Annotated in this window: 17 protein-coding genes and 4 tRNA genes; 11 read left to right on the top strand and 10 right to left on the bottom strand. The window is 53.5% G+C overall.

Annotated features, from left to right (window positions below; all coding sequences use genetic code 11):
* Positions 1–8: 8 nt before the first annotated feature.
* The 8 genes from tssM to EB241_RS17750 all read right to left on the bottom strand — a co-directional run bounded on the left by tssM (position 9) and on the right by EB241_RS17750 (position 9793).
* The gene (gene tssM, locus EB241_RS17785; RefSeq protein ID WP_124234432.1) at positions 9–3632 is read right to left on the bottom strand and encodes a type VI secretion system membrane subunit TssM; all 3624 of its coding nucleotides are present in this window, start codon (positions 3630–3632) and stop codon (positions 9–11) included.
* A gap of 3 nt (positions 3633–3635) precedes the next feature.
* Positions 3636–4871, bottom strand: coding sequence for a DotU family type VI secretion system protein (locus EB241_RS17780; RefSeq protein ID WP_199737384.1), 1236 nt, complete (start codon positions 4869–4871; stop codon positions 3636–3638).
* Positions 4872–4888: 17 nt separating this feature from the next.
* Positions 4889–6232 carry a type VI secretion system baseplate subunit TssK gene (gene tssK, locus EB241_RS17775; protein WP_124234430.1) on the bottom strand — a complete coding sequence of 448 codons (1344 nt, stop codon included), beginning with the start codon at positions 6230–6232 and terminating at the stop codon, positions 4889–4891.
* A 25-nt stretch (positions 6233–6257) separates the two neighbouring features.
* A complete protein-coding gene (gene tssJ / locus EB241_RS17770; protein WP_124234429.1) occupies positions 6258–6764 on the bottom strand; it encodes a type VI secretion system lipoprotein TssJ in 507 nt (168 codons plus the stop codon).
* A 24-nt stretch (positions 6765–6788) separates the two neighbouring features.
* The gene (locus EB241_RS17765; RefSeq protein WP_124234428.1) at positions 6789–7289 is read right to left on the bottom strand and encodes an SH3 domain-containing protein; all 501 of its coding nucleotides are present in this window, start codon (positions 7287–7289) and stop codon (positions 6789–6791) included.
* Positions 7290–8238: 949 nt separating this feature from the next.
* The gene (gene yjjG, locus EB241_RS17760) at positions 8239–8919 is read right to left on the bottom strand and encodes a pyrimidine 5'-nucleotidase (protein WP_124234427.1); all 681 of its coding nucleotides are present in this window, start codon (positions 8917–8919) and stop codon (positions 8239–8241) included.
* Positions 8920–8970: 51 nt separating this feature from the next.
* Complete coding sequence (gene rimI, locus EB241_RS17755; protein WP_124234426.1) at positions 8971–9411, bottom strand: ribosomal protein S18-alanine N-acetyltransferase; 441 nt, start codon at positions 9409–9411, stop codon at positions 8971–8973.
* Complete coding sequence (locus EB241_RS17750; RefSeq protein WP_124234462.1) at positions 9380–9793, bottom strand: DNA polymerase III subunit psi; 414 nt, start codon at positions 9791–9793, stop codon at positions 9380–9382. Before EB241_RS17750 ends, rimI begins: the two co-directional genes overlap by 32 nt.
* A 147-nt stretch (positions 9794–9940) precedes the next feature.
* Between EB241_RS17750 and rsmC the strand changes: the two genes are divergently transcribed.
* From rsmC to EB241_RS17730, 4 genes are all read left to right on the top strand, one after another.
* Positions 9941–10969: a 16S rRNA (guanine(1207)-N(2))-methyltransferase RsmC gene (gene rsmC, locus EB241_RS17745; protein WP_124234425.1), complete on the top strand. Its 1029-nt coding sequence runs from the start codon at positions 9941–9943 to the stop codon at positions 10967–10969.
* A 1590-nt stretch (positions 10970–12559) separates the two neighbouring features.
* A tRNA-Leu gene (locus EB241_RS17740) sits at positions 12560–12646 on the top strand.
* Positions 12647–12678: 32 nt separating this feature from the next.
* Positions 12679–12765, top strand: a tRNA-Leu gene (locus tag EB241_RS17735).
* 29 nt (positions 12766–12794) lie between these two features.
* Positions 12795–12881 (top strand) — tRNA-Leu (locus tag EB241_RS17730).
* A 108-nt stretch (positions 12882–12989) separates the two neighbouring features.
* Here the strand turns inward: EB241_RS17730 and EB241_RS17725 are convergent.
* Positions 12990–13265, bottom strand: coding sequence for a DUF1435 domain-containing protein (locus EB241_RS17725; protein ID WP_124234424.1), 276 nt, complete (start codon positions 13263–13265; stop codon positions 12990–12992).
* A gap of 263 nt (positions 13266–13528) precedes the next feature.
* Here EB241_RS17725 and EB241_RS17720 point away from each other — a divergent pair, with 263 nt between their 5' ends.
* From EB241_RS17720 to EB241_RS17710, 3 genes are all read left to right on the top strand, one after another.
* Entirely contained in the window at positions 13529–14620 is a 1092-nt protein-coding gene (locus EB241_RS17720) for a GGDEF domain-containing protein (RefSeq protein WP_124234423.1), read from the top strand.
* 540 nt (positions 14621–15160) lie between these two features.
* Positions 15161–15955: a siderophore-iron reductase FhuF gene (fhuF, locus tag EB241_RS17715; protein ID WP_124234422.1), complete on the top strand. Its 795-nt coding sequence runs from the start codon at positions 15161–15163 to the stop codon at positions 15953–15955.
* A 70-nt stretch (positions 15956–16025) separates the two neighbouring features.
* Positions 16026–16493 (top strand): YbaK/EbsC family protein, encoded by a 468-nt coding sequence (locus EB241_RS17710; protein WP_124234421.1) that lies wholly within the window; start codon positions 16026–16028, stop codon positions 16491–16493.
* 42 nt (positions 16494–16535) lie between these two features.
* On the opposite strand, the gene EB241_RS17705 is transcribed toward EB241_RS17710, so the two are convergent.
* A complete protein-coding gene (locus EB241_RS17705; RefSeq protein ID WP_124234420.1) occupies positions 16536–17762 on the bottom strand; it encodes an MFS transporter in 1227 nt (408 codons plus the stop codon).
* 213 nt (positions 17763–17975) lie between these two features.
* Here EB241_RS17705 and EB241_RS17700 point away from each other — a divergent pair, with 213 nt between their 5' ends.
* From EB241_RS17700 to EB241_RS17685, 4 genes are all read left to right on the top strand, one after another.
* Positions 17976–18398, top strand: a complete 423-nt coding sequence (locus EB241_RS17700; protein ID WP_233592643.1) for a DUF2946 family protein — start codon at positions 17976–17978, stop codon at positions 18396–18398.
* A 63-nt stretch (positions 18399–18461) separates the two neighbouring features.
* Positions 18462–19934 carry a PepSY-associated TM helix domain-containing protein gene (locus EB241_RS17695; RefSeq protein WP_124234419.1) on the top strand — a complete coding sequence of 491 codons (1473 nt, stop codon included), beginning with the start codon at positions 18462–18464 and terminating at the stop codon, positions 19932–19934.
* Positions 19935–20368: 434 nt separating this feature from the next.
* Positions 20369–20926 carry a histidine phosphatase family protein gene (locus EB241_RS17690; protein ID WP_124234418.1) on the top strand — a complete coding sequence of 186 codons (558 nt, stop codon included), beginning with the start codon at positions 20369–20371 and terminating at the stop codon, positions 20924–20926.
* 233 nt (positions 20927–21159) lie between these two features.
* A tRNA-Ile gene (locus EB241_RS17685) sits at positions 21160–21236 on the top strand.
* Positions 21237–21399 lie beyond the last annotated feature (163 nt).

Genomic DNA, 21399 nt, shown 5'->3' with positions numbered 1-21399 from the left:
CCTTGCGGTTACGGGCATGAGAACCCGGGAAGCTGGAATGGATTACGGATACTGTTGGGCGTGAACTCCAGCGTCACACGGTGGCCGTTGACATTAAAGGTGGCCAGGCGGCTGAGGCCACTGCTGCCCTGCGAAAGCTGTGCCCGATCGAAGAAACGGTTCAGCGCCCAGGCACCGTTAGTGACCAGCGTCGCGCTGGTCCCACTGGCCAGCCCCAGTTGCATCCTTACCTGGCTGGTTCCACCCGGTCCGGGCCAGCTGACCAACTGCACCGCCTGCGGACCGTGGCTGTAGTGCAACTGCTGACCGTCGACGTCCAGCGTCATGGTCAGGATGTCGTTGTCCATCTGCTGGGTGCGCACGGTGACGCGAAATGAAGGCGTGGTCGCACCGTTGGCAAAGAACGCATCCCGAATGTTTTGTGCCTGCTGGAAAGGACGCAGCACGCTCTCGCCACCGGGTAAGGTTTTGCCATCAATGCCCGGCGTGAAACGCCAGTTGGCCTGGGTGGTATCCACCTTGTTAGCCAGATTGTCGCGAAAGAAACTGTCCATCAGACCGGTGCCGGGGGCAAACATGCGGGCGAGGTCGTCCGGTGTGACTTCTGAACGACCCGCGCGGGAAAGCGGATAGCGACCGGCAATCGCCTGGCGGCAGAAGCTACCTACTTCAACGTTAATACGCTTGCGCACGTTGTCGAGATCGCGCTGGCGCGTATCGCTGCTGGCACCCACCGCCATGCTGGTGAACATGTTTTGCAGCGAGCCGGGCAGACGTCCGGCGCTGGCCTGCAGGCGGCTGATGGAATCCCCCGCCGGTGGTGGCATCCCACTGTTCGCCGCATCCTGTACCGCCGTCAGATAGCGATAGAGATCGTCGATTTGCTTAAGAAAATCATCAAAGGCGATGGTTTTTCCACCTTTGTCCAGCGGCTGGGCCAGTTCGATCACCGGAGCGAAGTGAGCGGTTACTGACTGCTCAGGCGTTTGCTGCTGCTGGCTTGCCGCCGTGGCGGCCTGGCTGGAGTGGAACAGTACCTGCAGCGTACTGCTGGCGCTGCTGTCAGACGCATTCTCTTTTTTGTCCTGCGCTTTTTCATCCCCCGCAACCGCTTTATCCAGCACCAGGTAATGGCTGAGGTTAATAACCAGCTTACGCAACGGCGAGTTGCTGCTGGAGAGCAGCCGCGCCGCGTTGATACGTTGGGAGAGATCGGCACTGCTGTTCAGCGTAATATCCTGCAACAGTGCATCCCACTCGCGCATGTAGTCCGCCATATAGCGCTGGCGCACCGCAAGGTCAGTCTGCTGTTTGTTTTCACTCTGCGCCTGCCCACCCAGCACCCACTGGTCATCATCATGCAGTGATGCCGTTACCGCCTCGATATTCCGGTCAAAGCTGCCCCAGTAGCCTTCCGGGGTGAACAGCCCCGAAATACCGTCACCAATGGATTTACCGCTTTTGCGCGAGAACACCAGCTCGCTCTGTGGCCCGCCCAGCGATGCCAGAGAGACCGGCTTCAGGCTGTCATCACGTTCCAGCAGGCGCTTCAGGCGTCCGTAAACGCGCTGTGACAGCGGCATCTGATTAATCAGCGCCTGCTCGCGCTTTACCAGCGTGTCATCCACGGCATACGGCGAGGCCTGGATCTGTGTTTCCAGCAACTGCATCAGGTGCCAGTCCAGCTGCTTGATCTGCGCCGAGGTGACATTCTGCGGCTGGTTGCGCTGAATATTCAACATCACCCACGCGTGCAGGAACTTACCGTCGTAATGCTTCGGCTGGTAGAGCATCTGATAGGCTTTCAGCGCCTCATAGCTGTAGTCCGCATCGCTACCGTTATCGTTACGCAACCAGGTGGTGATAAGCATCGCCACCTGCGGCATCAGTAGCTGTTTGAGGGATTTCTGGTACAGCGTCATGCTGGCGTCGCTTACTTCTCCCCCACGATACAGCCCCATCCGGCGGGTCACCGGCGGATCGTTAATATCAAAATCGTCGCTCTCCGGCAGGGAAAGCACGCCGTTCAGAAAGGGCAGCAAGGCATAAAGATCGGTCAGGTTACTGGCCTGTAACGACCGGCTCAGCGCGGTCACTTTTGGCACTTTGCCCTGCACATAGGCCAGGTAGCTTTTGTTGTTGCTGAAGCTGGTTATCCACAGCAAACCAGCGATGACCAGCGCCACGGCCAGCGCCACATAACCCGACCAGAGCACCGCACGGTTACGGAACTCCCACCAGCGGTTGCTGCCCGCCAGCCCGGCCTCCTGGAAGATGACATTGAGCAGCAGATCCTTCAGGAAGAAGCTCTGGCCTTTATTACCCGGAACAGGCGCTTCTTTACTCACATTGTCCCAAGCACCGCTCTGGCTGCCTTGATCCTGCGGCAGTTGCAGCGCCCGGCTCAGCTCGCCCATTACGCGGTCGAACGGCAGCCCTTCCTGGGTGCCACTGGCAAAGTAAATACCGCGCGGCGAGAACTGGGTTTCAAAGTTGGAGCGGGCAAACACCGTGTCCAGATAGTCAGTCAGCAAGGGACGCAAGGCGGCAAACTCCTGTGGAAACAGGAAGCTTTCCGCACGGGCTTTGGCATCGCTTTCCTGAAGCAGCGTATCCGGCAGCCCTGCATCCAGACGCTGTTGCAGCAGGGCATATTCCTGAGTGAAAGCGCTTTGCAGATCGAAATCCGCCTGTTTCGAACGCTCCCAAGGAAAGGTGAAGCCCCATACCTGATCGCGCTGTGCTTTATCGAATTTGGCGAAGTACGCGCGGAATCCCTTCAGCAAATCGGTTTTCGTCACCAGCACGTAAACCGGGAAGCGAATACCAAGCTGTTCGTGTAGCTCGGTCAGTCGCTGACGCAGGGAAAGCGCCTGCTGACGGGACGCCTCCGCTGATTGGGTCAACAAATCAGAAACGCTGACGGTGATAATGACCCCATTGATCGGCTGGCGGCCACGGTATTTACGCAGCAGTCCGACAAAGTTGTTCCACTCGCCCGCGTCCTGCTGCTGTTCACTTTCCTGAGTGGTATAGCGGCCGGCCGTGTCCAGCAGCACCGCTTCATTGGTGAACCACCAGTCGCAGTTACGCGTACCGCCGATCCCTCTCAGGGCGGCTTTACCAAAGCGTTCAGCCAGCGGAAACTGCAACCCGGAATTGACCAGCGCGGTGGTTTTACCGGCGCCAGGCGCACCAATAATCACATACCAGGGAAGCTGATACAGGTACTGACGGCTGAAGCGCTGCGTCCAGCGGTGATTACCGGAGCGGCTGAAATGCGCTTTTTTCAGCATCTCTGCCGCCTCGGTGAAGCGCTCGGACAGCACGCGATCTTCGCTGGTCAGCCGCTTACGATCGTTGTCGCCGCTCTCTTCCGGGGCATTCTTCAGACTGCCCATCAGTTTGCGGTTCAGCCAGGCGTTATACAGACGAGGCACCAGATTGCTCAGTCCCCAGGCGATATAAAGCAGCGCGATACTGATCTGGCGGTTTACTTCCGGCTCCAGCGGACGGGAGTCAACAATCGAGAATACTGGCCCAATCACCCAGATGATGAAAGAAAGCGCGGTGATCCCGACAAAGCCCCATAGCAGCCGGTTGGTCATGATGGCAAAGAGAATATTCATCATCCGTTAATTTCCTTGCTGCACATTCAGTTCCGCGCGGGTGTTCTGCGGGGAAACCAACAGCGTGATGTCAACACGGCGGTTGCGTGCGCGATTTTCTGCACTGGTGTTTGGTACCAGCGGGTTGCTTTCCCCACGGCCTTCGGCTTTTACCCGCTGCGGCTGGCTGAGATGCTGTTGCAGACGCTCCTGCACCGACTGGGCGCGCGCCAGAGAAAGCTCGTAGTTAGACGCGAAGCGCGCACTGCGGATCGGCACGTTATCGCTGTAGCCAATCACCAGAATGCGGCCACTGACGTTGTTCATCGCCTGTGCCACGCGGTCGAGTACCTCTTCATAGCGCCCCCGCACGGCGGTGGAGCCGGAGGTAAACAGACCATCGCCTTTCAGCGTCACCACGCTTTGATCCGCTTCGTCTTTCACCGAGACCAGCCCCTGTTCGATCTCAGGACGCAGGAACCCTTTCAGGTTGAGCGCGGCGGGCGGGGGGGGCGCTGGGTTATGGATGGTCACTTCCGGCAGAGGCATCTGCCAGACTGACGCCAGCACCGGACTGGTGGCATCGCCCAGCCGCCAGTTGAGCAGGATATAAAACAGACAGGCGAGGAAACCGACCAGCGCAGTGCAGGCCCACAGTGGCACCACCGGACGCCACAGTTTTCGCGTAACAGGATGGTCTTCGGGATGGGGAGAAAGCGGCGGTGGATAGCCGCCACGCACGGAGCGGATCATCTGTAACAGACGCTGCTTGATGGTTTCCAGCTGCGAGCGCCCGTTGTCCAGCACGCGGTAGCGCCCTTCAAAACCAAGCTGTAAGCAGTAGTTAATCAGTTCCAGCAGAACAATCTGCTCACGCGGGTTTTGTGACAGCTTGGCCAGCAGCTGGAAGAATTTTTCGCCCCCCCAGGTTTCGTTATGGAAGGTGACCAGCAGCCCTTGTCCTGGCCAGACGCCACGGCTGCCCCAGGGGGTGAGCGCCGCCGCTTCGTCCAGCGCGGTGCACAGACAGTAGCGCGCACCAATAATCACTTCATAGGGCAGACCGGCACGCTGGCAGTTCATTTCGAACTGGCGAATTTCATCGATCAGCCGCTGACGCAGCCCGCCCGGATCGGCATGGGTGACCGAATGGCGGATCTGGGGAATCGCGTTGAGTAAGGCGTTTGCCGCCGCAACCAGCGGGTTATTATTGCTGGCACCTGAAAAGATGTCACCCTGGGGGGTGGCCTGTCGTTCCTGCATGATCCCTGCTCCCTGCGTCAGGCTGAGTGACTACGAATGGCCCAGAACTCCATCGCCAGTCCGGGGAAATCACCGGCCAGATGAAGTGCGAAGGTGCCGGACTTTTCCATCTCATGCCACAGTTCACTGCCCTTCTCTAATTCGAAATAGCTGTAACCGGCATGCCAGGGAATTTGCGGCGGTGCAACCGGCATGGCACGCAGCACCATGCCCGGTAGCTGTAACTGTACCAGGTCGCGGATTTTGGTTACCGGTGCGACTTTCATCTGTGCCGGGAAGTGGGTCTGCAATGCGTCGCCAGGCACGTTGGCACGCACGGCCAGCACAAAGCCAAACTCGCGCACCATTGATGTCTCTGGCACGGTGGCCACATTGAGGCCGTGCGAGCGTTCGGTCAGCGGCAGTTGAATGGCGTTCTCTTCCAGCACCTGAGACAGTCCCTGGCGTAGCAACAGCATCAGTTTGCCGAAGCACCAGGCCAGCTCGTCATGGTCATACACCGGCAGGTTCCCATCCGGGAAGCGCTGCGGCGTGTAGGTGGTCAGTTCACTGGCAAACGCCAGCCAGGTGGAAAACAGTTGTTCAGGGTGCAGCAACGGCACATTCTTCAGATGGCTGACGTGCCCAACGTGGTGGTTAATCAGTGCCAGCAACATAAAATCCGTCATATCGGCGGTGTTAAAGCGGCCTGGCTGTTGCAGGCGCTGGCCGATCTGCTGGCTACGCTGCTCCAGCAAACCAAGCATGTCATTCAGGTAGTCATACAGCTGAGGATGGGCAATTGCATTCAGCATCGGTGGGATGTAGCCAGTGTCCAGACGTAGCTGGTTGTCGCTACGTTTTTCCATCACTTTCACCACCGCCATCGCTGTCCATTCGGCGGATAGCTCGCTTTCCAGCATCAGACGCAGGCGCAACCTGCCAAACTGTAGCGGTGCGGGACCAACGGAAAGTGCATTAAAATCATCCACTTCCTGCTCGTAAGTAATATAGCGGGCCAGCGAATCGGCGGCGTCACTGAAGATAACTTCTTCACGTCCGTTACGCCTTGCAGGGAGCGCCAGCACCACTTTTCCATTGGCCTGGCTGTCCGGTACCGCCAGCGGTGCCGGCGCGTTACGCGCATCGCGGAACGAGAAAAAGGTGCCATCAGGCAGCAGACCACTGGCCGAGCTGAGGGCAATTTTTCCCTGACGTAGCATGGCTTCGTCAAGTTCATAGTCCAGAAAGCCCCAGAGCCAGGGGCGCATGGCCATTCCCCAGTTGCGTAGCTGGCTCTGCTGGTAGCTTTCTGACTGCTGGAAATGGTGCGGGCGCAGAAACATGCCCTCGGTCCAGACCACTTTTTCTGCTTTATTCATAATGGCTTCCGTTTTCAGGCTGGAATCATTCGCTGACGGCGCGTAGTCCGCTGATATCCGCAATAATGTCGGCTTTCAGTTCTTCTGATGAGCTGTGCCAGATTTGATAAAAATGGCCTTCATCAGGGACGGGCAGCGGCAGGGAAAGTCGCCACTTTTTACCATCGAGAGACTGATATTCAGCAAGGATCCCGATATAGCGCGCGTCGGGTGTGGTTTGTCCCTTCAGGGCTTTGTTGAGCTGTCCCGGCATCAGGAAGAACTGATCGCTGTTCAGCAGGTTGCCACCCAGTAATCCGGCAGCATTATTCTGCAATGAATAGAAATCAGCCGACATGAAGTCGGCGTCCGATTTGAGCAACAATACACGTACCTTGAGCGGCGCGGCATCATTGACCTGCGGATGAGCCCGAAAAACCAGGCTGTAGTGTGTGGGGACGCTGTGAGAAGAAGAACTGCAACCTGAAAGCAGGGTAAATACCATCAGGAAAAGCGCCTGAACACTCAGGCGCAGTAGGCGATATCTGTTCATATTGATGCGGCCATTAGCGCGTTATCAGTTGATGATCCAGGTTCCGTTATTGCTGTTCTGGCAGGCTTTGTTGTCGCCATCGACTGCAACGCAGGTTTTTTTCGCGCTGGCGCGAACACGTTTACGACGTGAGTCTGCTTTCACCGTCTGGTCGTAAAGATCGCTTTTCACCAACGCACGCAGCGGCACGTAACCCACCAGCTGCTCCTGTCCCTGCTCCGCCAGTGCAAACCAGTTGTTCTCAACCGTGCCGAGTACCGTGTAAGGCTTGCCGTTTTCCAGATGAATGACGACCTTGCCACCAAAGTCAGGACGGGTCATCACGGAGGCGTTGTACAGCGCACGGTACTCTTCATTCACCGGAGTGAAAGACGCAGGCGGCTGTATCGCGCGGCGGTAAGTCAGTTTCACGCCGTCAACGGTGCTGGACACGATGGTGTCATCCGTTACCGGAACGGGGGGCGCCTTACATCCGGCAACTGTTAAAACAAAAAGCAGGCTTAATGCGATTCGAGTTTTCACCATGATCCTCATGAAGTTTTATCAAAAATAAAGACACAAAATGGTCTGGAGACGTGTGACCAAGCAAAGAGATGTCCTGACCGGCAGCGAAGTCAGCCGGTCGTCGGCACGCAACAGGAAGGTATGCAGGGGCAATGGGAAAGAATGGTCGCACCAGTTACAAGTAACCGGTGACACCATTCATCAGCACATCGCGGCCGAAGGCGCGCTTCACTGCTCAGTCACGAAAAAAAACCACCCATTACCACAGAAAGAGGTCCTGCCGGCGATAGGTAGTCGGGGGTTAGTAAAGCACTGCGATCGGAAAAAATTCCCACCATCGACCAAAACTTCACCAAAACCACCTCAACCGCCGCCTTTACCCGCTCGCAGCGCGTTAAAGAATCTGAAAAAAATCCCAAAAAACCGTCGGACTTCAGCCTGTCGCCAAACAATATCAGGATCTTAATCAGAGGCAAAACCAAATAAAATTATTAATAAAAACAATAATTTATATAGAGATGATTTACCATAGCTACCGCACGAGCCAGCGCTGAAGCACTAAGCCCGTAACTCAGGTTACAGTTTAATATGAAATTTTCGGCAAGTTTACAGCACCCTTCCAATTATTCAACGATTCGTGGTATTGCCTTAATTGTTCAAAATTTCTTATGTGATAGAAATAAGGTAAATTCACTCTGAATGGCCCAGCTCATCCAGGATTAATCTTAGTCATATGGTTAAATTTTGTGATTATTATTCTTGAGAATGTAATTTTATTAAAATTTAAATAACAAAATGTTATATGAATGAAGCGTGGAATGGCCCTGTTCAGGCCGAAAAACGTCGGTGTTTTTTTTGTTTTATGAGTTTTAAGAAGAAAATATCGTTACAGAGATATTTTATAGCGCAGTGGCTCACACAAAATGTAACCACTGCGATATTGACAGATAAAAATCTGAAAAAGGCAAACTTAAGAGATGAGAATCTCTTGCAGCTCCAGAAGGTTCTTAATCTGCCAGGTGGGATGGATATCCACAGGTGCGGGACGTTGTTCACTGTTCAACCAGCAGGTGGCTAATCCGGCTCTGACACCGCCAAGAATATCTGAGTCAGGATTATCACCGACCATCAGCACGCGTGTTCGCGCCGGCTTGCCCATTTTTTCCAGGGCGTGGTCAAAGATAGCCGGGTGCGGTTTGGCATACCCGACCTGTTCAGAAATCACCAGCAGATCAAAATACGTCAACAGACCGGTGCGTTGCAGCCGGGCCTGCTGTAGCGCGGTAAAACCATTGGTGATAATCCCCATCTTCACCCTGCCCTGTAGCGCGTTAAGTAAGTTCACCGCTCCCGCCAGCGGCACGCAGACGTCAGCCATTGCCGCCAGATAGCCCGCATTCAGCTCACCGGGCGTGACCCCCAGTTTTCCAGCCCAGGCGACAAAACGTTGAGACTGTAACTGTTGAGCGGTGATGGTACCGTTCTGATACTCCACCCACAGTGGTTTGTTAACCGACTGATATTCCTCAAAATCCACGGCGGTAAATACCACACCATACTGTCGGAAAAGACGCTGTAAACCAGCCAGCGCATCAAAATGAAACAGCGTGTCGTCAGCGTCGAATAAAATCCAGTCAAAGTCTTTTAACATCTACAGCACGGCCTTTGTCAGTGAACGCCGCAGGATGCGGTCGGGGTTATCTCAAAGCGTCAGCGCCATGATAATGGCATCTTCCTTACCGGTAGTCGCAGGATAATAGTTGCGACGAACCGACACTTCATTGAAGTCCAGCTGCTCATACAGTGCAATCGCCGGACGGTTAGACGCGCGCACTTCCAGCCACAGCGTCTGGATACCGCGCGCGGCGAGTGCATTAATTAAAAACTGCAACAGTTCCCGTCCAAGACCCCGCCGCTGAAAATCCGGGTCAACCGCCAGATTAAACAGGGTGGCCTCATCAAGTACTACCTGAGTGATGGCAAATGCCACCATTCTGTCACCCACTTCCAGCCGGTAATTGAGATAGCGCTCCCCCTGATTACTGGCCAGCGTTTTTTCACTCCAGGGAAAAGCATGGCTACGCTGTTCAATCACCAGCGCGCGGTCAAGGTCATTGGTGGTCAGTAAAGAAATCTGATTCATAGTCGGAAATTTGCTGCCACAGTGCGCGCTTCGCACCGGCATTGTGGTAAAGCTCCGCCAGCACTGGCGAAGTAATTTGTGGACCGCCAGCAAAAACCGGGACGGTCAGCCCCAGGCTCCAGCTTATGCAGTGGATATCATCAGGCAGCATCGACTGTTCTTCAGGAGTAAGCGCGACGGCCTGATGTTCATCGAGCAGCATGGCTCGCAGTACATCACAGATGAAGGGATCATTCAGAGACGGCGGCGTTTCCGCCACGATCAGCAGGCGAGTCTGTTCGCTGAGCGAGACAGAAACCTCCCCCTTCAGGGCGCGCGGACGCCGTAGCGTATATTGCGTTATGCCCATTTGTTGTAATAACCAGTCACGTCTGCAAGACATCATATACCCGTCTGGTCGCCCGATTGCGGGGCTATGCTAACAAACCTCATCACCCGGCGCCAACAAACCCCATTGTCGCGGTGACTTCAGGCTGCAACGAAGGTGAATTCAGGTATAATCTCGGCTCTGATTTCTGAGGAGCCCTCCATGTCTGCATTTACCCCGGCCAGTGAAGTGATATTGCGCCACAGTGATGAATTTTCCCAACGCCGCGTCCTGTTTGCTGGCGATTTACAGGATGACCTGCCAGCCCAATTGGACACCGCGCTGAGCCGGGCACATACCCAGCAATACCATCACTGGCAAAGGCTGAACCGTGCTCTGGGGGAAAATGCGCATTACGGTTTGCTGGCAACGCCAGAAACGGCGGCAGAGTGCGACACGCTTATCTATTTCTGGCCAAAAAATAAACCGGAAGCACAGTTCCAGCTGCAAAATGTGCTCGCTTTACTGCCCGTTGGTAGCGATCTTTTCGTGGTCGGAGAAAACCGGAGTGGCGTGCGCAGCGCGGAGCCAATGCTGGCTGAATGGAGCACGTTGAGCAAAATCGACAGCGCGCGCCGTTGTGGCCTTTATCATGGCCAGCTGGATAAAAACCCGCAATTCGATGCAGAGGCATGGTGGGCAGACTATGCCGTTGGGGATCTGACGATCAAAACGCTGCCGGGCGTGTTCAGCCGCGACGGACTGGATGTCGGCAGTCAGCTGCTACTTTCCACCCTGCCACCGCACAGCAAAGGTAAAGTGCTGGATATCGGCTGTGGTGCAGGCGTGTTGTCGGCCATGCTGGCGCGATTTTCACCGAAAGTTCGTCTGACCATGACCGATGTCAGCGCCCCGGCGGTGCAAGCCAGTAAAGCCACCCTGGCAGCCAACGGGCTGGAAGGTGAAGTGTTTGCCAGCAATGTCTACTCCAACGTCAACGGTCGCTTTGACATGATTATCTCCAATCCGCCGTTTCACGACGGAATGCAGACCAGTCTGGATGCGGCACAGCAGCTGATCCGGGGTGCGGTGAAACACCTGAATATCGGTGGTGAACTGCGCATTGTCGCCAATGCTTTTCTGCCTTATCCACAGGTGCTGGATGAAACCTTTGGCAGCCATGAGGTGCTGGTGCAAAACGGACGCTTTAAAGTTTATCGTGCGGTATGGTCCCGTTCGGCAAAACGTTAAGTGCTTCAGGCTGAACACAGCGTTTACACGCGTGATTTTTCCGGGTGCAGCATTGCCGCTGTTATGTCAGTAAACAGCCGGATGGAAAGTAACCTGCAAAAAAAATTGCACTGAACGCCTTTTAATGTCCGGCAGAGATACATTTTCCCTGCCGGGCAATCAGACCATCACAATCGACTGATAAACCTTATAAAAAAGCAAATTTTTTATTTCTAACTGAAAACCATCTCCTGTGGGCGAGGTCATTAACAGGTTTTGGCGCGGCCTTATTGTTTTGGATTTAAATCTTACAGGGTAGGCAAAGACGTCTTTTTAAGGATTTTGCTACACCTCTACGGGTCGCAATCAATGCCGTCTTCTGTGAAGGCGGATTTTTATTTAACTGTTCCCGCCGCCTGTTATAAATCAGCGTGGGAGGCATTTTTTAACGCCTGAGGATATTCGCCTCCACGTATTTTTTATCGACATGGCTTTTGGCCCCTCGGATTGACAGCCTCTCGCGTTTCATCATTATTAATGATCTCTTGATTGCATCCCTTAGCGGTTATAAGCGTGCTTTCCATGGCGGCCCCGGCGCAACGCATGTCTTTATTTTATCAGCATTCTGTCGTTTTAATGCAAGGTTGGTTTGTCTTTCACGATGCTGATGCCTTCTTGCACAACAGATCGTTTTGTGGTTAGCACATCATTATTTCCTCCGCGCCAATCAGATTCATATCATTAATAACTTTCTACTTCTGTGTTTGCGGCATATTTATGGGGTGTGCGATCGTCCGGTTATATATCGTTGTCTCTTTAATTGCGTGCTCACTCAAAAAACGTTGATTTTTAACAGGCATTACCTCGAAGCTGCGTCGTTCATTTACCTCAGCGAACAGCATTTTGTACAGATTATCGTTGAGTCCTGAGGTTTCTTTTGGTTTTACCATTCCCTACGTTTTTTAATTTCCCCCTGAATAACCCGACGATCGTTACAGCGTCATTGCTCCGTCGCGCTTTACCGCAGTGAGAAGATGTTTACTATCGGTTTTATTGACTCCCTGGTTATTATTTTCAGGCAGATCCGTTTTTCAAACAGGGCAACAACCGACGAATGGCGTATACATTATGATGATGAAAGGTGAGTGATGTTACGCTCCGGGCTTAGAGCCTGTCCCACCGGGCGTCATTGTCGCCGGCAGTCTGGACAAGGCCAGCGCGCAAAAACCGGAGCCTACACCAGGTACGTGAGGATGTTGAGCACTGCCCGGGAACAAACTGGCAAATAAAATAGCCTGATGGGACAGGCTGTTATAAGGAACCACTGTTTGTGACCGTTATTTGTCGGATAATAATGTCAAATAACGCATTGTGCACCGGCGGCAAAATTTAGCTGGCCTGTGAGGTGTTATCAGCGTAAACACCGTCGGTGATGCCACTGCGTACGCTGGCAAACTCTGAGCCATCGCACTTTATTTGCTGGCACCTTTTTACCGATGCCGCTTTTTACCGCGATCTCCGCCAGCGCATTAAATAACAGTTGACGTGTTGGGGAAAACCTCTAGAATGCGCCTCCGTGGTTGCAATACAACATGGTTGTATTAACGGTATGCGAAGGTGGCGGAATTGGTAGACGCGCTAGCTTCAGGTGTTAGTGTCCTAACGGACGTGAGGGTTCAAGTCCCTCTCTTCGCACCAACAACCATACAGTTCATATCGCAGAGCACTGCGCGAAGGTGGCGGAATTGGTAGACGCGCTAGCTTCAGGTGTTAGTGTCTTAACGGACGTGAGGGTTCAAGTCCCTCTCTTCGCACCAATGTGGTGATATGAGCAGATCGACAGGACGCGAAGGTGGCGGAATTGGTAGACGCGCTAGCTTCAGGTGTTAGTGTCTTAACGGACGTGAGGGTTCAAGTCCCTCTCTTCGCACCATGTTGGTCTTTATTCCTTTCCGCTTTTTTCCTGCTTTATCATTCTGTTTCCTCCGCACTTTTTCTCTGCCAGTACTGTTACCTGTGACATTCTCCCATCACGACTCGCTTAAAACATGCCAAAATTAGCAGAAATTGCCGCCATACCGCCCACCAGCGCAAGACAGGAAGGCAGCAGCAGATAGTGACGGGAACGTGGGTTGCAGAGCATGGCCAGCGTGGCCAGTAAAGCCATGACCATCATAGTTCGCCATTGGCTAAAGGAAAGATCCAGCAGGATAATCAGCGGCATTAGCGCACAGGGCAACAATACTCCCCATGCGCTGTCCAGCCGTTTTCCCAACTTCTCGCATCGTTGCCAGAGTGTCGCTTTTGCTGTCAGCATCAGGCTATTCCCCACTTTTACAAATGATAATGATTACCAATAGCATATAGTAATGCTTATCATCTTTCATCAGGTATTGCGCTCGCATTCGCTGAAAAAATGGCACCTCCTGATGACAGTATAGTTATTAAGTGATAAGTTAAGCCGTCCTGAAATAAGTGATAAATTAAATAATAACATTATAAAACTATTACATAAATAAAACAGAATGGCAGTTCTGCTTATCGCCCTGCATGATTCAGGGTAATCACGAGTAGAGATTAATGAAACTACAAAGCTATGATGAATTGCTTAACAGCCGACATCGGCTGTCGCTTATGCTATTTCTTTTTTTAAATGCAGCAACCTCTTTATTTTTTATAAGCAGCAGTGCGAAGAAAATCGCTTTTAGCTATATCGCACCAGCCGTAATACTTGCCATGTTCAGCTCGACCTTATTGCTTTGGTTTTTTTTAAGGCTAAAAGGTGAATTTCCGATATTAAATATTGTATCGCTATTTACCGGGTTACTTTGGGCGTGGCAAATTGTGGCCAGGTATCAGTTGGTGTTTTATTTTGACAGTAGCTTCCTGCTGCTCAGTCTGATCGGTGTCATTTTTATCAGCGTCATTGCGCTTGGTAACCATGTGCTGGCTTCTTGTCTGCATACAGTGCCCTCCGCGGTGGCGGTGCTGCTACTGGATCAGGGCCAGAACACACTGATTATCCTGTTTAGCGTTGCCCTGCCGCTGATTGGCGTTACGCTGCATCAGCTGATGCAGCGCCGTGGCGATATATTTACCCGCAGACTGGTGCACGAGCTGTACGAAGAGAAAGAAAAGTACAGCGGCCTGAGTATGCTGGACCCGCTGACCGGTCTGTACAACCGACGCGGACTGAAAAACCGGCTGGAAAACCTCTCTGATACGGGCAACAACTTTGTACTGTTGTTGGATATCGATCATTTTAAAGCTTACAACGATAACTACGGTCATGCGATGGGTGACCAGGCACTGGCAAGGGTATCCACTGCCATACGTGATGCGGTCCGTTCCCGCGATGTGGTAACCCGCTATGGCGGCGAGGAATTCCTGGTTCTGATGACCAATATCAATGAGTCAATTGCCCATAAGCTGGCAGAGCGGATACGTCAGTGTGTGCTGGATCTGGAGATCCCTCACCGCTTCAACGATCAGGTCGCCACACATGTCACCATCAGCGCCGGTTACGCTCCAATGAATACGACAGATTTTGAAAGCGCACTGGCCAATGCCGACCGCGCACTTTATCTGGCAAAGGATCAGGGACGTAACGCTATCTTATCTTACAGGGACATAGCTAAAAATGCCGCCGTTCAGCCAGCGGATGCGGTTTAAGAGCCTATCCCACCAGGCGTAATTGTCGCAGGCAGTTTGGACACGGACAGCGCGGAGAAACCGGAGCGTACACGGAGTACGTGAGGATTTCGAGCACTGCCCAGGGCCAAAATGGCAAGTAATAATAGCCTAATGGAATAGTCTCTAAGGTTGTTATGGCGGCCAGGATATTGAGTTTAAATGCCGGAAAGAAGCGCAGCTTGTTATTATTTTTGCTAATAAACACAAGCAGAATATTATAAAACTGAATGTGCATTCAGAGGGGGATTTAAATATCTCCTGCAAACCAAAAAAATAGCCGCCACTGCGTTGGTCTGACGGTGTACTCGTTTTTTCCACTGCAAAGCAGGCCACCTTCAGTTTTGGTGTGAACACCGCCGTTATGCACAATGATGTCATTGGCAACGGGCAATGCCGGTTTAGCCCATTGTCGCCACTTCTGGCCTCTGCCTGATTGTGTCTTGTCTGTGCGCAGGCCCTCAGATAGAATCAGGAACGATTATCATTTGTTTTTGCAATTTCATTAACGCCGGATATCCCATGACCACGATTGTTCGCCAGGCATCTGAGTATGGTTCACACCCGCTGATTTTTTTGCAAAGCGACCGTCCGCTGGCCACATCGTTGCGCACCTTGTTTAGCGAACACCGTGCTTATTTTCTCGACACTATCAGGCTGGGTGAACAGGCACCTGCTGACTGTATGCCGCTGAACAGGTGGTCCACACCGGCAAATTTTTCCCGGCTGAATACGCTGTACGGTGATTATATCTATCGTGAAAACAGCCAGATGGAGCGGGAAAACAAGCCGCTGCAATCACTTTGGGCGCAGTGGTATTTTGGTCTGCTGCTGCCGCCGATGATCATGGCATTGCTGCTGGAAAAGCGGGCGCTGGATATCTCCCCGGAACATTGCCACGTTGAATTTACAGCGAGTGGTCGCCCCGCCGTTTTCTGGTTGGACGTGCGTGAAGATGAAGACGCACGATTTCTGTCCCCACCCCAGCGTATGGATCGGCTGATCCGGCATCATCTGATCCCGGTGGTGAACGGTATTGCGCAACACGGCGGCATCAATAGCAAACTTATCTGGAGTAACACCGGTTTTATCGTTCACTGGTTTCTTGGCGAAATCGCACCGTTGATTGCTGAGCCATTGCGTGATGAGCTGGAACAGGCTTTCTTCTTCTCACCTGCGTTAGCGGATGGCGGTGATAATCCGTTCTTTCGCACCATGCTGCCACGGGATGGCGAGATGCAACGTCGTACCTGCTGCCAGCGCTATCGACTACCTGATGTTCAACGTTGCGGCAACTGCACCCTGAATCCACGCTGATCCTCTTCTTCCCGTTTACAGCCAGCCCGGTCTGTGGCAGCTTTATTCGCTGTGAAAAAAGGGGATAAGCATGAGCCTGGAGTCAGTACGGCAGTTCTTTGCCGAACACGCGCCTGAAATTAACATTATTGAACTGACAGAAAGCACCGCGACCGTCACCCTGGCCGCCCGTGCCCACCACGTTGAACCGGGACAAATCGCCAAAACGCTGTCGCTGAAGGTAAAAGACCGCGTGATACTGATAGTTACCCGCGGTGATGCGCGTCTCGACAACCATAAGCTAAAAGAAGTGTTAGGCAGCAAGGCCCGCATGTTAAGCAGTGATGAGGTGCTTAACTGGACAGGACATCCTGTTGGCGGCGTTTGCCCGTTTGGGCTGGAGCACCCGTTACAGGTATTGTGCGATATTTCGCTGCGGCATTATGAGGAAGTCCTGCCTGCCGCCGGTTCCATTCGCAGCGCGGTGCGTATCTCGCCAGAACAGCTGGCGCAACTGACCAACGCCCGCTGGGTTGATGTCTGCCAGTTACCCGATTAAGCCGCCAGAACGGACGACGATCCGCTCTGGGGTTATCCGCACTCAGTGGCTCGTTTTATCCACACGATGACTGGCGGAAATTTCAATGCCTCTGGTTTCACGGCCAAACATGACTAACACGCTGATTAACACTGCTACCGTGCCGGCCACTATCGCCATCGCCAGGCCATAATTATTACCGTGTGCTTCGGCAATGTGCGATTGTAAGGTGGCATTCACTGACGCGAGCAGATTCCCCAGTTGGTAGACAAAACCGGGCAACACCGCACGCGTATTGGCCGGAACCAGCTCGGTAAGATAGGTTGGCACCACACCCCACGCCCCCTGAACCATGAACTGCATCAGAAATGCGCCCAGGCCGATGGCGAACGAACCGCTGGAAAAAGCCCACAGCGGCAGCACCGGCAGGGCCAGCAACGCGGCGATCATGATCGCCTTCCTGCGTCCCGTTTTCTCTGAAAGCGTCCCAAAGCAGACGCCCCCTAACATGGCAGCAATGTTGTAACAGATAGCGATAATACTGACCATATGTGGCGTGAAGCCGTGCTGTACCTTCAGGAAGGTTGGATAGAGATCCTGCGTACCGTGGCTGAAAAAGTTGAAACAGGCCATCAGCAGGACCAGATAAACGCACAGCTTCCAGTGACTACGTAACACCGGCATCAGCGCCACGCTCTCTTTGCGCTCCCTTGCGGCAAGCCACACCGGCGATTCCGGCACTTTGAACCAGATAAAGGGCAACAGCAGGACTGGCAGTGCCCCAATCAGGAACATGCCGCGCCAACCCACCGTGCTGTAAAACAGTCCGAAGATAACAGACGCCAGCAAATACCCGGCCGGATAACCAGCCTGAAAGAAACCAGACATCATCCCACGCGAACGATCCGGTATGGTTTCCATCGCCAGTGACGACGCCACGCCCCACACGCCGCCCATCGCAATACCATAAATGACCCGGAAGGCCAGAAAAGTACCCAGGGTCGGTGACCAGGCAGAGAGCAGTTCAAACAGGGAAAAGGTGACGATATTGACCATCAGTATTGGCCTGCGGCCATATTTTTCCGCCAGGTGGCCAAACAGCAGTGCGCCAATGGGACGTACAGCCAGTGTCAGCATGATGGCTATCGATACATCAGAGACTTCAGTATGAAAATTTGCCGCAATATCACTTAATACGAAAACCAGTATAAAAAAGTCGAACGCATCCAGCATCCAGCTGGCAAAACTGGCGAAGGCCACATTGCGCTGAGTCGAAGTCCAGTTGAACATAGGGTTTATCCTGTATGGCTGCGTGCCGAAAGCACAATGGCAGGCTAATAAAATGTTAACCAGTTGTTTATAGCATGTATAAAGAGCACCGACCTGGTGGATTTGTGAGCCTTCACTTCAGGATGTAAGTAGCTGTTTCAATATCTTCGCTACCTCTGACCCCATTTTTTGCTACAATCTCGCTCCTTTGACGCTGACCAGGATGTTCAGAGTTTGTCGCGGTTAACAATACACCGGTTGCCCAGCCCTTTTGCCGCATGGTCTGGTCTGCTGGCCATGCTATTGCTGTTACTTGCTCCGGTTATTTCCAAATCACTGGATCAGACGCCTGCACGTCATGCCATGATGATGGCGATGATGCCCGGCATGACGATGCATCACATGCCGGGCATGACAACGAACGATATCTCCCCGGAACGAACGATGCAGGATCATCCTGCGTCGATGATGGATGACAGCGCCTGTGGCTACTGTGTACTGCTGACACATCTGCCGCTGGATCTCACCACGTTGCCGCCGCTGTGTTCAGCACTTCAGGCCGCCAGTTTTCATGCCCTGCCGCTGTTTCAACCTGTTGTCAGCCGTTTTACTCCACGCTTTTTCCATCCCAGAGCGCCACCGCGTACAGCACCTTAGTTGTAAAAAAAATATTGCTGTCGTCACCTGCTTAATGCCTGAATACAGGCAGATGGAACTATTATGTCGGAAAAAATTCTGGCGCAGCCTGCCCGCGCCGTTCAGACACGCAGTGCATTAATGCCACTGCTGCGTCGCCTGCACTTCTATATTGGTCTGTTTATCGCTCCCTTTATTTTTGTCGCCGCGCTCACCGGTACGCTCTATGTGCTGACCCCACAGCTGGAGAATGTCCTGTATGCGCAACAGCTTCATACGCCCGTCAGCGGCCCTGCCCGATCTCTGGCCGAACAGATTGCCGTGGCGCAAAAGTTTATCGGTGACGGGGTGAAAATTGCGGCGGTACGTCCCGCTCCCGGCCCGGGTGATACCACTCGAGTAATGTTTACCACCCCGACGTCAGGCCCGTCAGAAACCACCGCGGTGTTTATTGCGCCGGATACTCTGCAAGTCCGTGGTCAGCTGACGGTTTATGGCACCAGCGGTATACTGCCGTTCCGCACCTGGCTGGACTACCTGCACCGTAACCTGTTGCTGGGTGATATGGGCAGGAATTACAGCGAGCTGGCGGCCAGCTGGTTGTGGATCGCCGCGGTTGGAGGCATGCTGCTGTGGGCGGGAAGCCGCACTCCGCGCCAGTTAAAGACCGGTAAAAAGTCACGCGGACAGCAAATTCTCCGTCACCGCCACTGGCACAGTACGCTGGGCCTGCTGCTACTGCTTGGGCTGATTTTTTTCTCGGCCACCGGGCTAACCTGGTCACGTTGGGCCGGGGATAATATCGCTGCCATGCGCGCCTGTTTTGGCTGGCTGACGCCGGTGGTTAACACCGAACTCAATCCCCGGCAGCTCCCTGCCAGCAATGCAATGCCCGATATGATGATGTCCGCCGGGGAGATGACGGAAAAAACTCCCGCCACGATGGAGGAACATGCCGGGCACAGAATGTCGCAGACGATGCCCCATGACCAGGCCATCAGTGTCGCCCCAGCCCAGTTTGATCCGGTGCTGAGGGCGGCGCGTAACGCCGGGATCGATGCTGCTAAAATTGAGATCCGCCCCGCCTGGAGAGCAAATAAAGCCTGGACCGTCAGCGAGATCGATCGTCGCTGGCCTACCCAGGTGGACAGCGTGGCGGTGGATCCACTGCGTTTTCAGGTGGTGGATAAGGTAGAGTTTGCCCACTTCGGTCTGCTGGCAAAGCTAACGCGCTGGGGTGTTGATGCGCATATGGGCGTGTTGTTTGGGTTGCCCAATCAGCTGCTGCTGGCTGTTTTTGGCGTGGGGCTGTGCGTGATGATCGTGTTGGGCTACCGTTTATGGTGGCTGCGCCGCCCCCGCATCGGACAGGGAATTCATCCGGCAGAGACGCTGCGATATTGTTGGCAACAGCTTTCCGTCAGCGCCCGGCTGTTGCTGCTGGCAATAACCATCCTGTTAGCGATAAGCCTGCCGGTGATGGGCATCAGTTTGCTGGTGTTATTGGTCATTGACGCACTTCGCTGGCAGCGAGCAAAGCAGCGCTCCCCTGTCTGACCGATCACGGGGTGGTTTCCCCACCCCACATGACGGAATGCGGCACAGCTGATATTTCCGTGCCGGCGCTGGCAGCGCCAACCACCACGAATTTTCATCTTCAGGAGCGCGTACCGCATGCCACATCAACGCATTAACCTGTGAACACGGCGTTGGCTGGCGTGTCAGTAACTGGTCCATTGCGCCATAAACCCGGTCAACGGCAGCTTAATTTCATATATAGCTCCGTTTCTGCCACCAACGAGAAAAGCAGCACGGCGGGTTGACGTTCTTATTTACATCAGATTTCCACTCGATGTTCACTAACTCTGGTGACAATCATCGCAACCGCTTACTCTGTCAGCAGTCTGAGGAGCAAGGCTCAGCATCAGTTCTGCATTCTGTCGTGGATGATCGCGGCATTTACCTTCCATTTAATCCAGCGGAGAAAAGCGATGGCTATCATTTTGATGCGACACGGTAAACCCGAAAACCTTTCGGATTGCTGGTTGCCTGTGCAGGCAATGAAACAGTGGAGTGAAGCCTATGATTTATCACAGGTTGGAGGCACGCCACCGGAGAGAAGCCGCTATATTGCGGCCACCGCAGATTATATCGTTGCCAGTCCATTGCCCCGCGCCTGCTCCTCGCTTGAGAAACTGGGGGTGAAAGCGACCTGTACAGATGCAGTGTTCCGCGAAGTGTCCCTGCCACTGATGCAACTGAGCTATCCGCCGCTGCCGCCATCATTCTGGCTCTCTCTGCTGCGGATACTGTGGTTTTTTGGCTACGCAGGATCGGTGGAGTCTTATCAACAGGCGAAATGTCGGGCGATACAGGCAGCCGCACGGCTGATAGCGTTGTCCAGCCACGGTAATGTGCTGTTGGTCGGGCATGGCATTATGAATAAGATGATAGCCCGCCAGCTTCGTAAAGAGGGTTGGCTGGCAGAGAAACATGCCAGCAGCCGCTACTGGAGTACGGCCATTTACCATCCCCCTTTTATCCCTTGACGAGGGCCAGGCACCACCAATGCGCGATGCTGTCGAGCCAGTTCGCGTGACAGGTCCATGACACGGCGTTTCCATTGCAGGTCGATCGTTAAGCGATATCAGTAAAGTTATAAATGACTGGAACGTTTTGTTAATCAATCAGTTCCTGAAACGATGCTAATGCCTGAAAAACAATCAACCAGTCGTGAAGCGCTGGATTGCCCGGACAAGTTACATTATAATCCTGCGCCACAGGCCCCTTAGCTCAGTTGGTTAGAGCACGCGACTCATAATCGCTTGGTCGCTGGTTCAAGTCCAGCAGGGGCCACCAGATTTATCAAGGGCTTGCGTTAACAGCGTGAGTCCTTTTTCTTTTCCAGGATACCTATAGGATACTTCGTGCAGGTATTAGCAAGTATCATCAGGATATCCTCCACTCCTTGCAGATGCATTTTGATGGGCCGAAAACACGGGAACAAATCGTCTTTATCTGT

The organism is Erwinia psidii (assembly GCF_003846135.1).
Classification (GTDB): Bacteria; Pseudomonadota; Gammaproteobacteria; order Enterobacterales; family Enterobacteriaceae; genus Erwinia; species Erwinia psidii.
Note: the sequence above shows the minus strand (reverse complement) of the source record. Positions and strands in the feature narration are given on the sequence as shown.

Coding starts and splice junctions, on each gene's coding strand:
- tssM (WP_124234432.1), bottom strand. CDS start 3,632: ATGATGAATATTCTCTTTGCCATCATGACCAACCGGCTGCTATGGGGC.
- EB241_RS17780 (WP_199737384.1), bottom strand. CDS start 4,871: ATGCAGGAACGACAGGCCACCCCCCAGGGTGACATCTTTTCAGGTGCC.
- tssK (WP_124234430.1), bottom strand. CDS start 6,232: ATGAATAAAGCAGAAAAAGTGGTCTGGACCGAGGGCATGTTTCTGCGC.
- tssJ (WP_124234429.1), bottom strand. CDS start 6,764: ATGAACAGATATCGCCTACTGCGCCTGAGTGTTCAGGCGCTTTTCCTG.
- EB241_RS17765 (WP_124234428.1), bottom strand. CDS start 7,289: ATGGTGAAAACTCGAATCGCATTAAGCCTGCTTTTTGTTTTAACAGTT.
- yjjG (WP_124234427.1), bottom strand. CDS start 8,919: ATGTTAAAAGACTTTGACTGGATTTTATTCGACGCTGACGACACGCTG.
- rimI (WP_124234426.1), bottom strand. CDS start 9,411: ATGAATCAGATTTCTTTACTGACCACCAATGACCTTGACCGCGCGCTG.
- EB241_RS17750 (WP_124234462.1), bottom strand. CDS start 9,793: ATGTCTTGCAGACGTGACTGGTTATTACAACAAATGGGCATAACGCAA.
- rsmC (WP_124234425.1), top strand. CDS start 9,941: ATGTCTGCATTTACCCCGGCCAGTGAAGTGATATTGCGCCACAGTGAT.
- EB241_RS17725 (WP_124234424.1), bottom strand. CDS start 13,265: ATGCTGACAGCAAAAGCGACACTCTGGCAACGATGCGAGAAGTTGGGA.
- EB241_RS17720 (WP_124234423.1), top strand. CDS start 13,529: ATGAAACTACAAAGCTATGATGAATTGCTTAACAGCCGACATCGGCTG.
- fhuF (WP_124234422.1), top strand. CDS start 15,161: ATGACCACGATTGTTCGCCAGGCATCTGAGTATGGTTCACACCCGCTG.
- EB241_RS17710 (WP_124234421.1), top strand. CDS start 16,026: ATGAGCCTGGAGTCAGTACGGCAGTTCTTTGCCGAACACGCGCCTGAA.
- EB241_RS17705 (WP_124234420.1), bottom strand. CDS start 17,762: ATGTTCAACTGGACTTCGACTCAGCGCAATGTGGCCTTCGCCAGTTTT.
- EB241_RS17695 (WP_124234419.1), top strand. CDS start 18,462: ATGTCGGAAAAAATTCTGGCGCAGCCTGCCCGCGCCGTTCAGACACGC.
- EB241_RS17690 (WP_124234418.1), top strand. CDS start 20,369: ATGGCTATCATTTTGATGCGACACGGTAAACCCGAAAACCTTTCGGAT.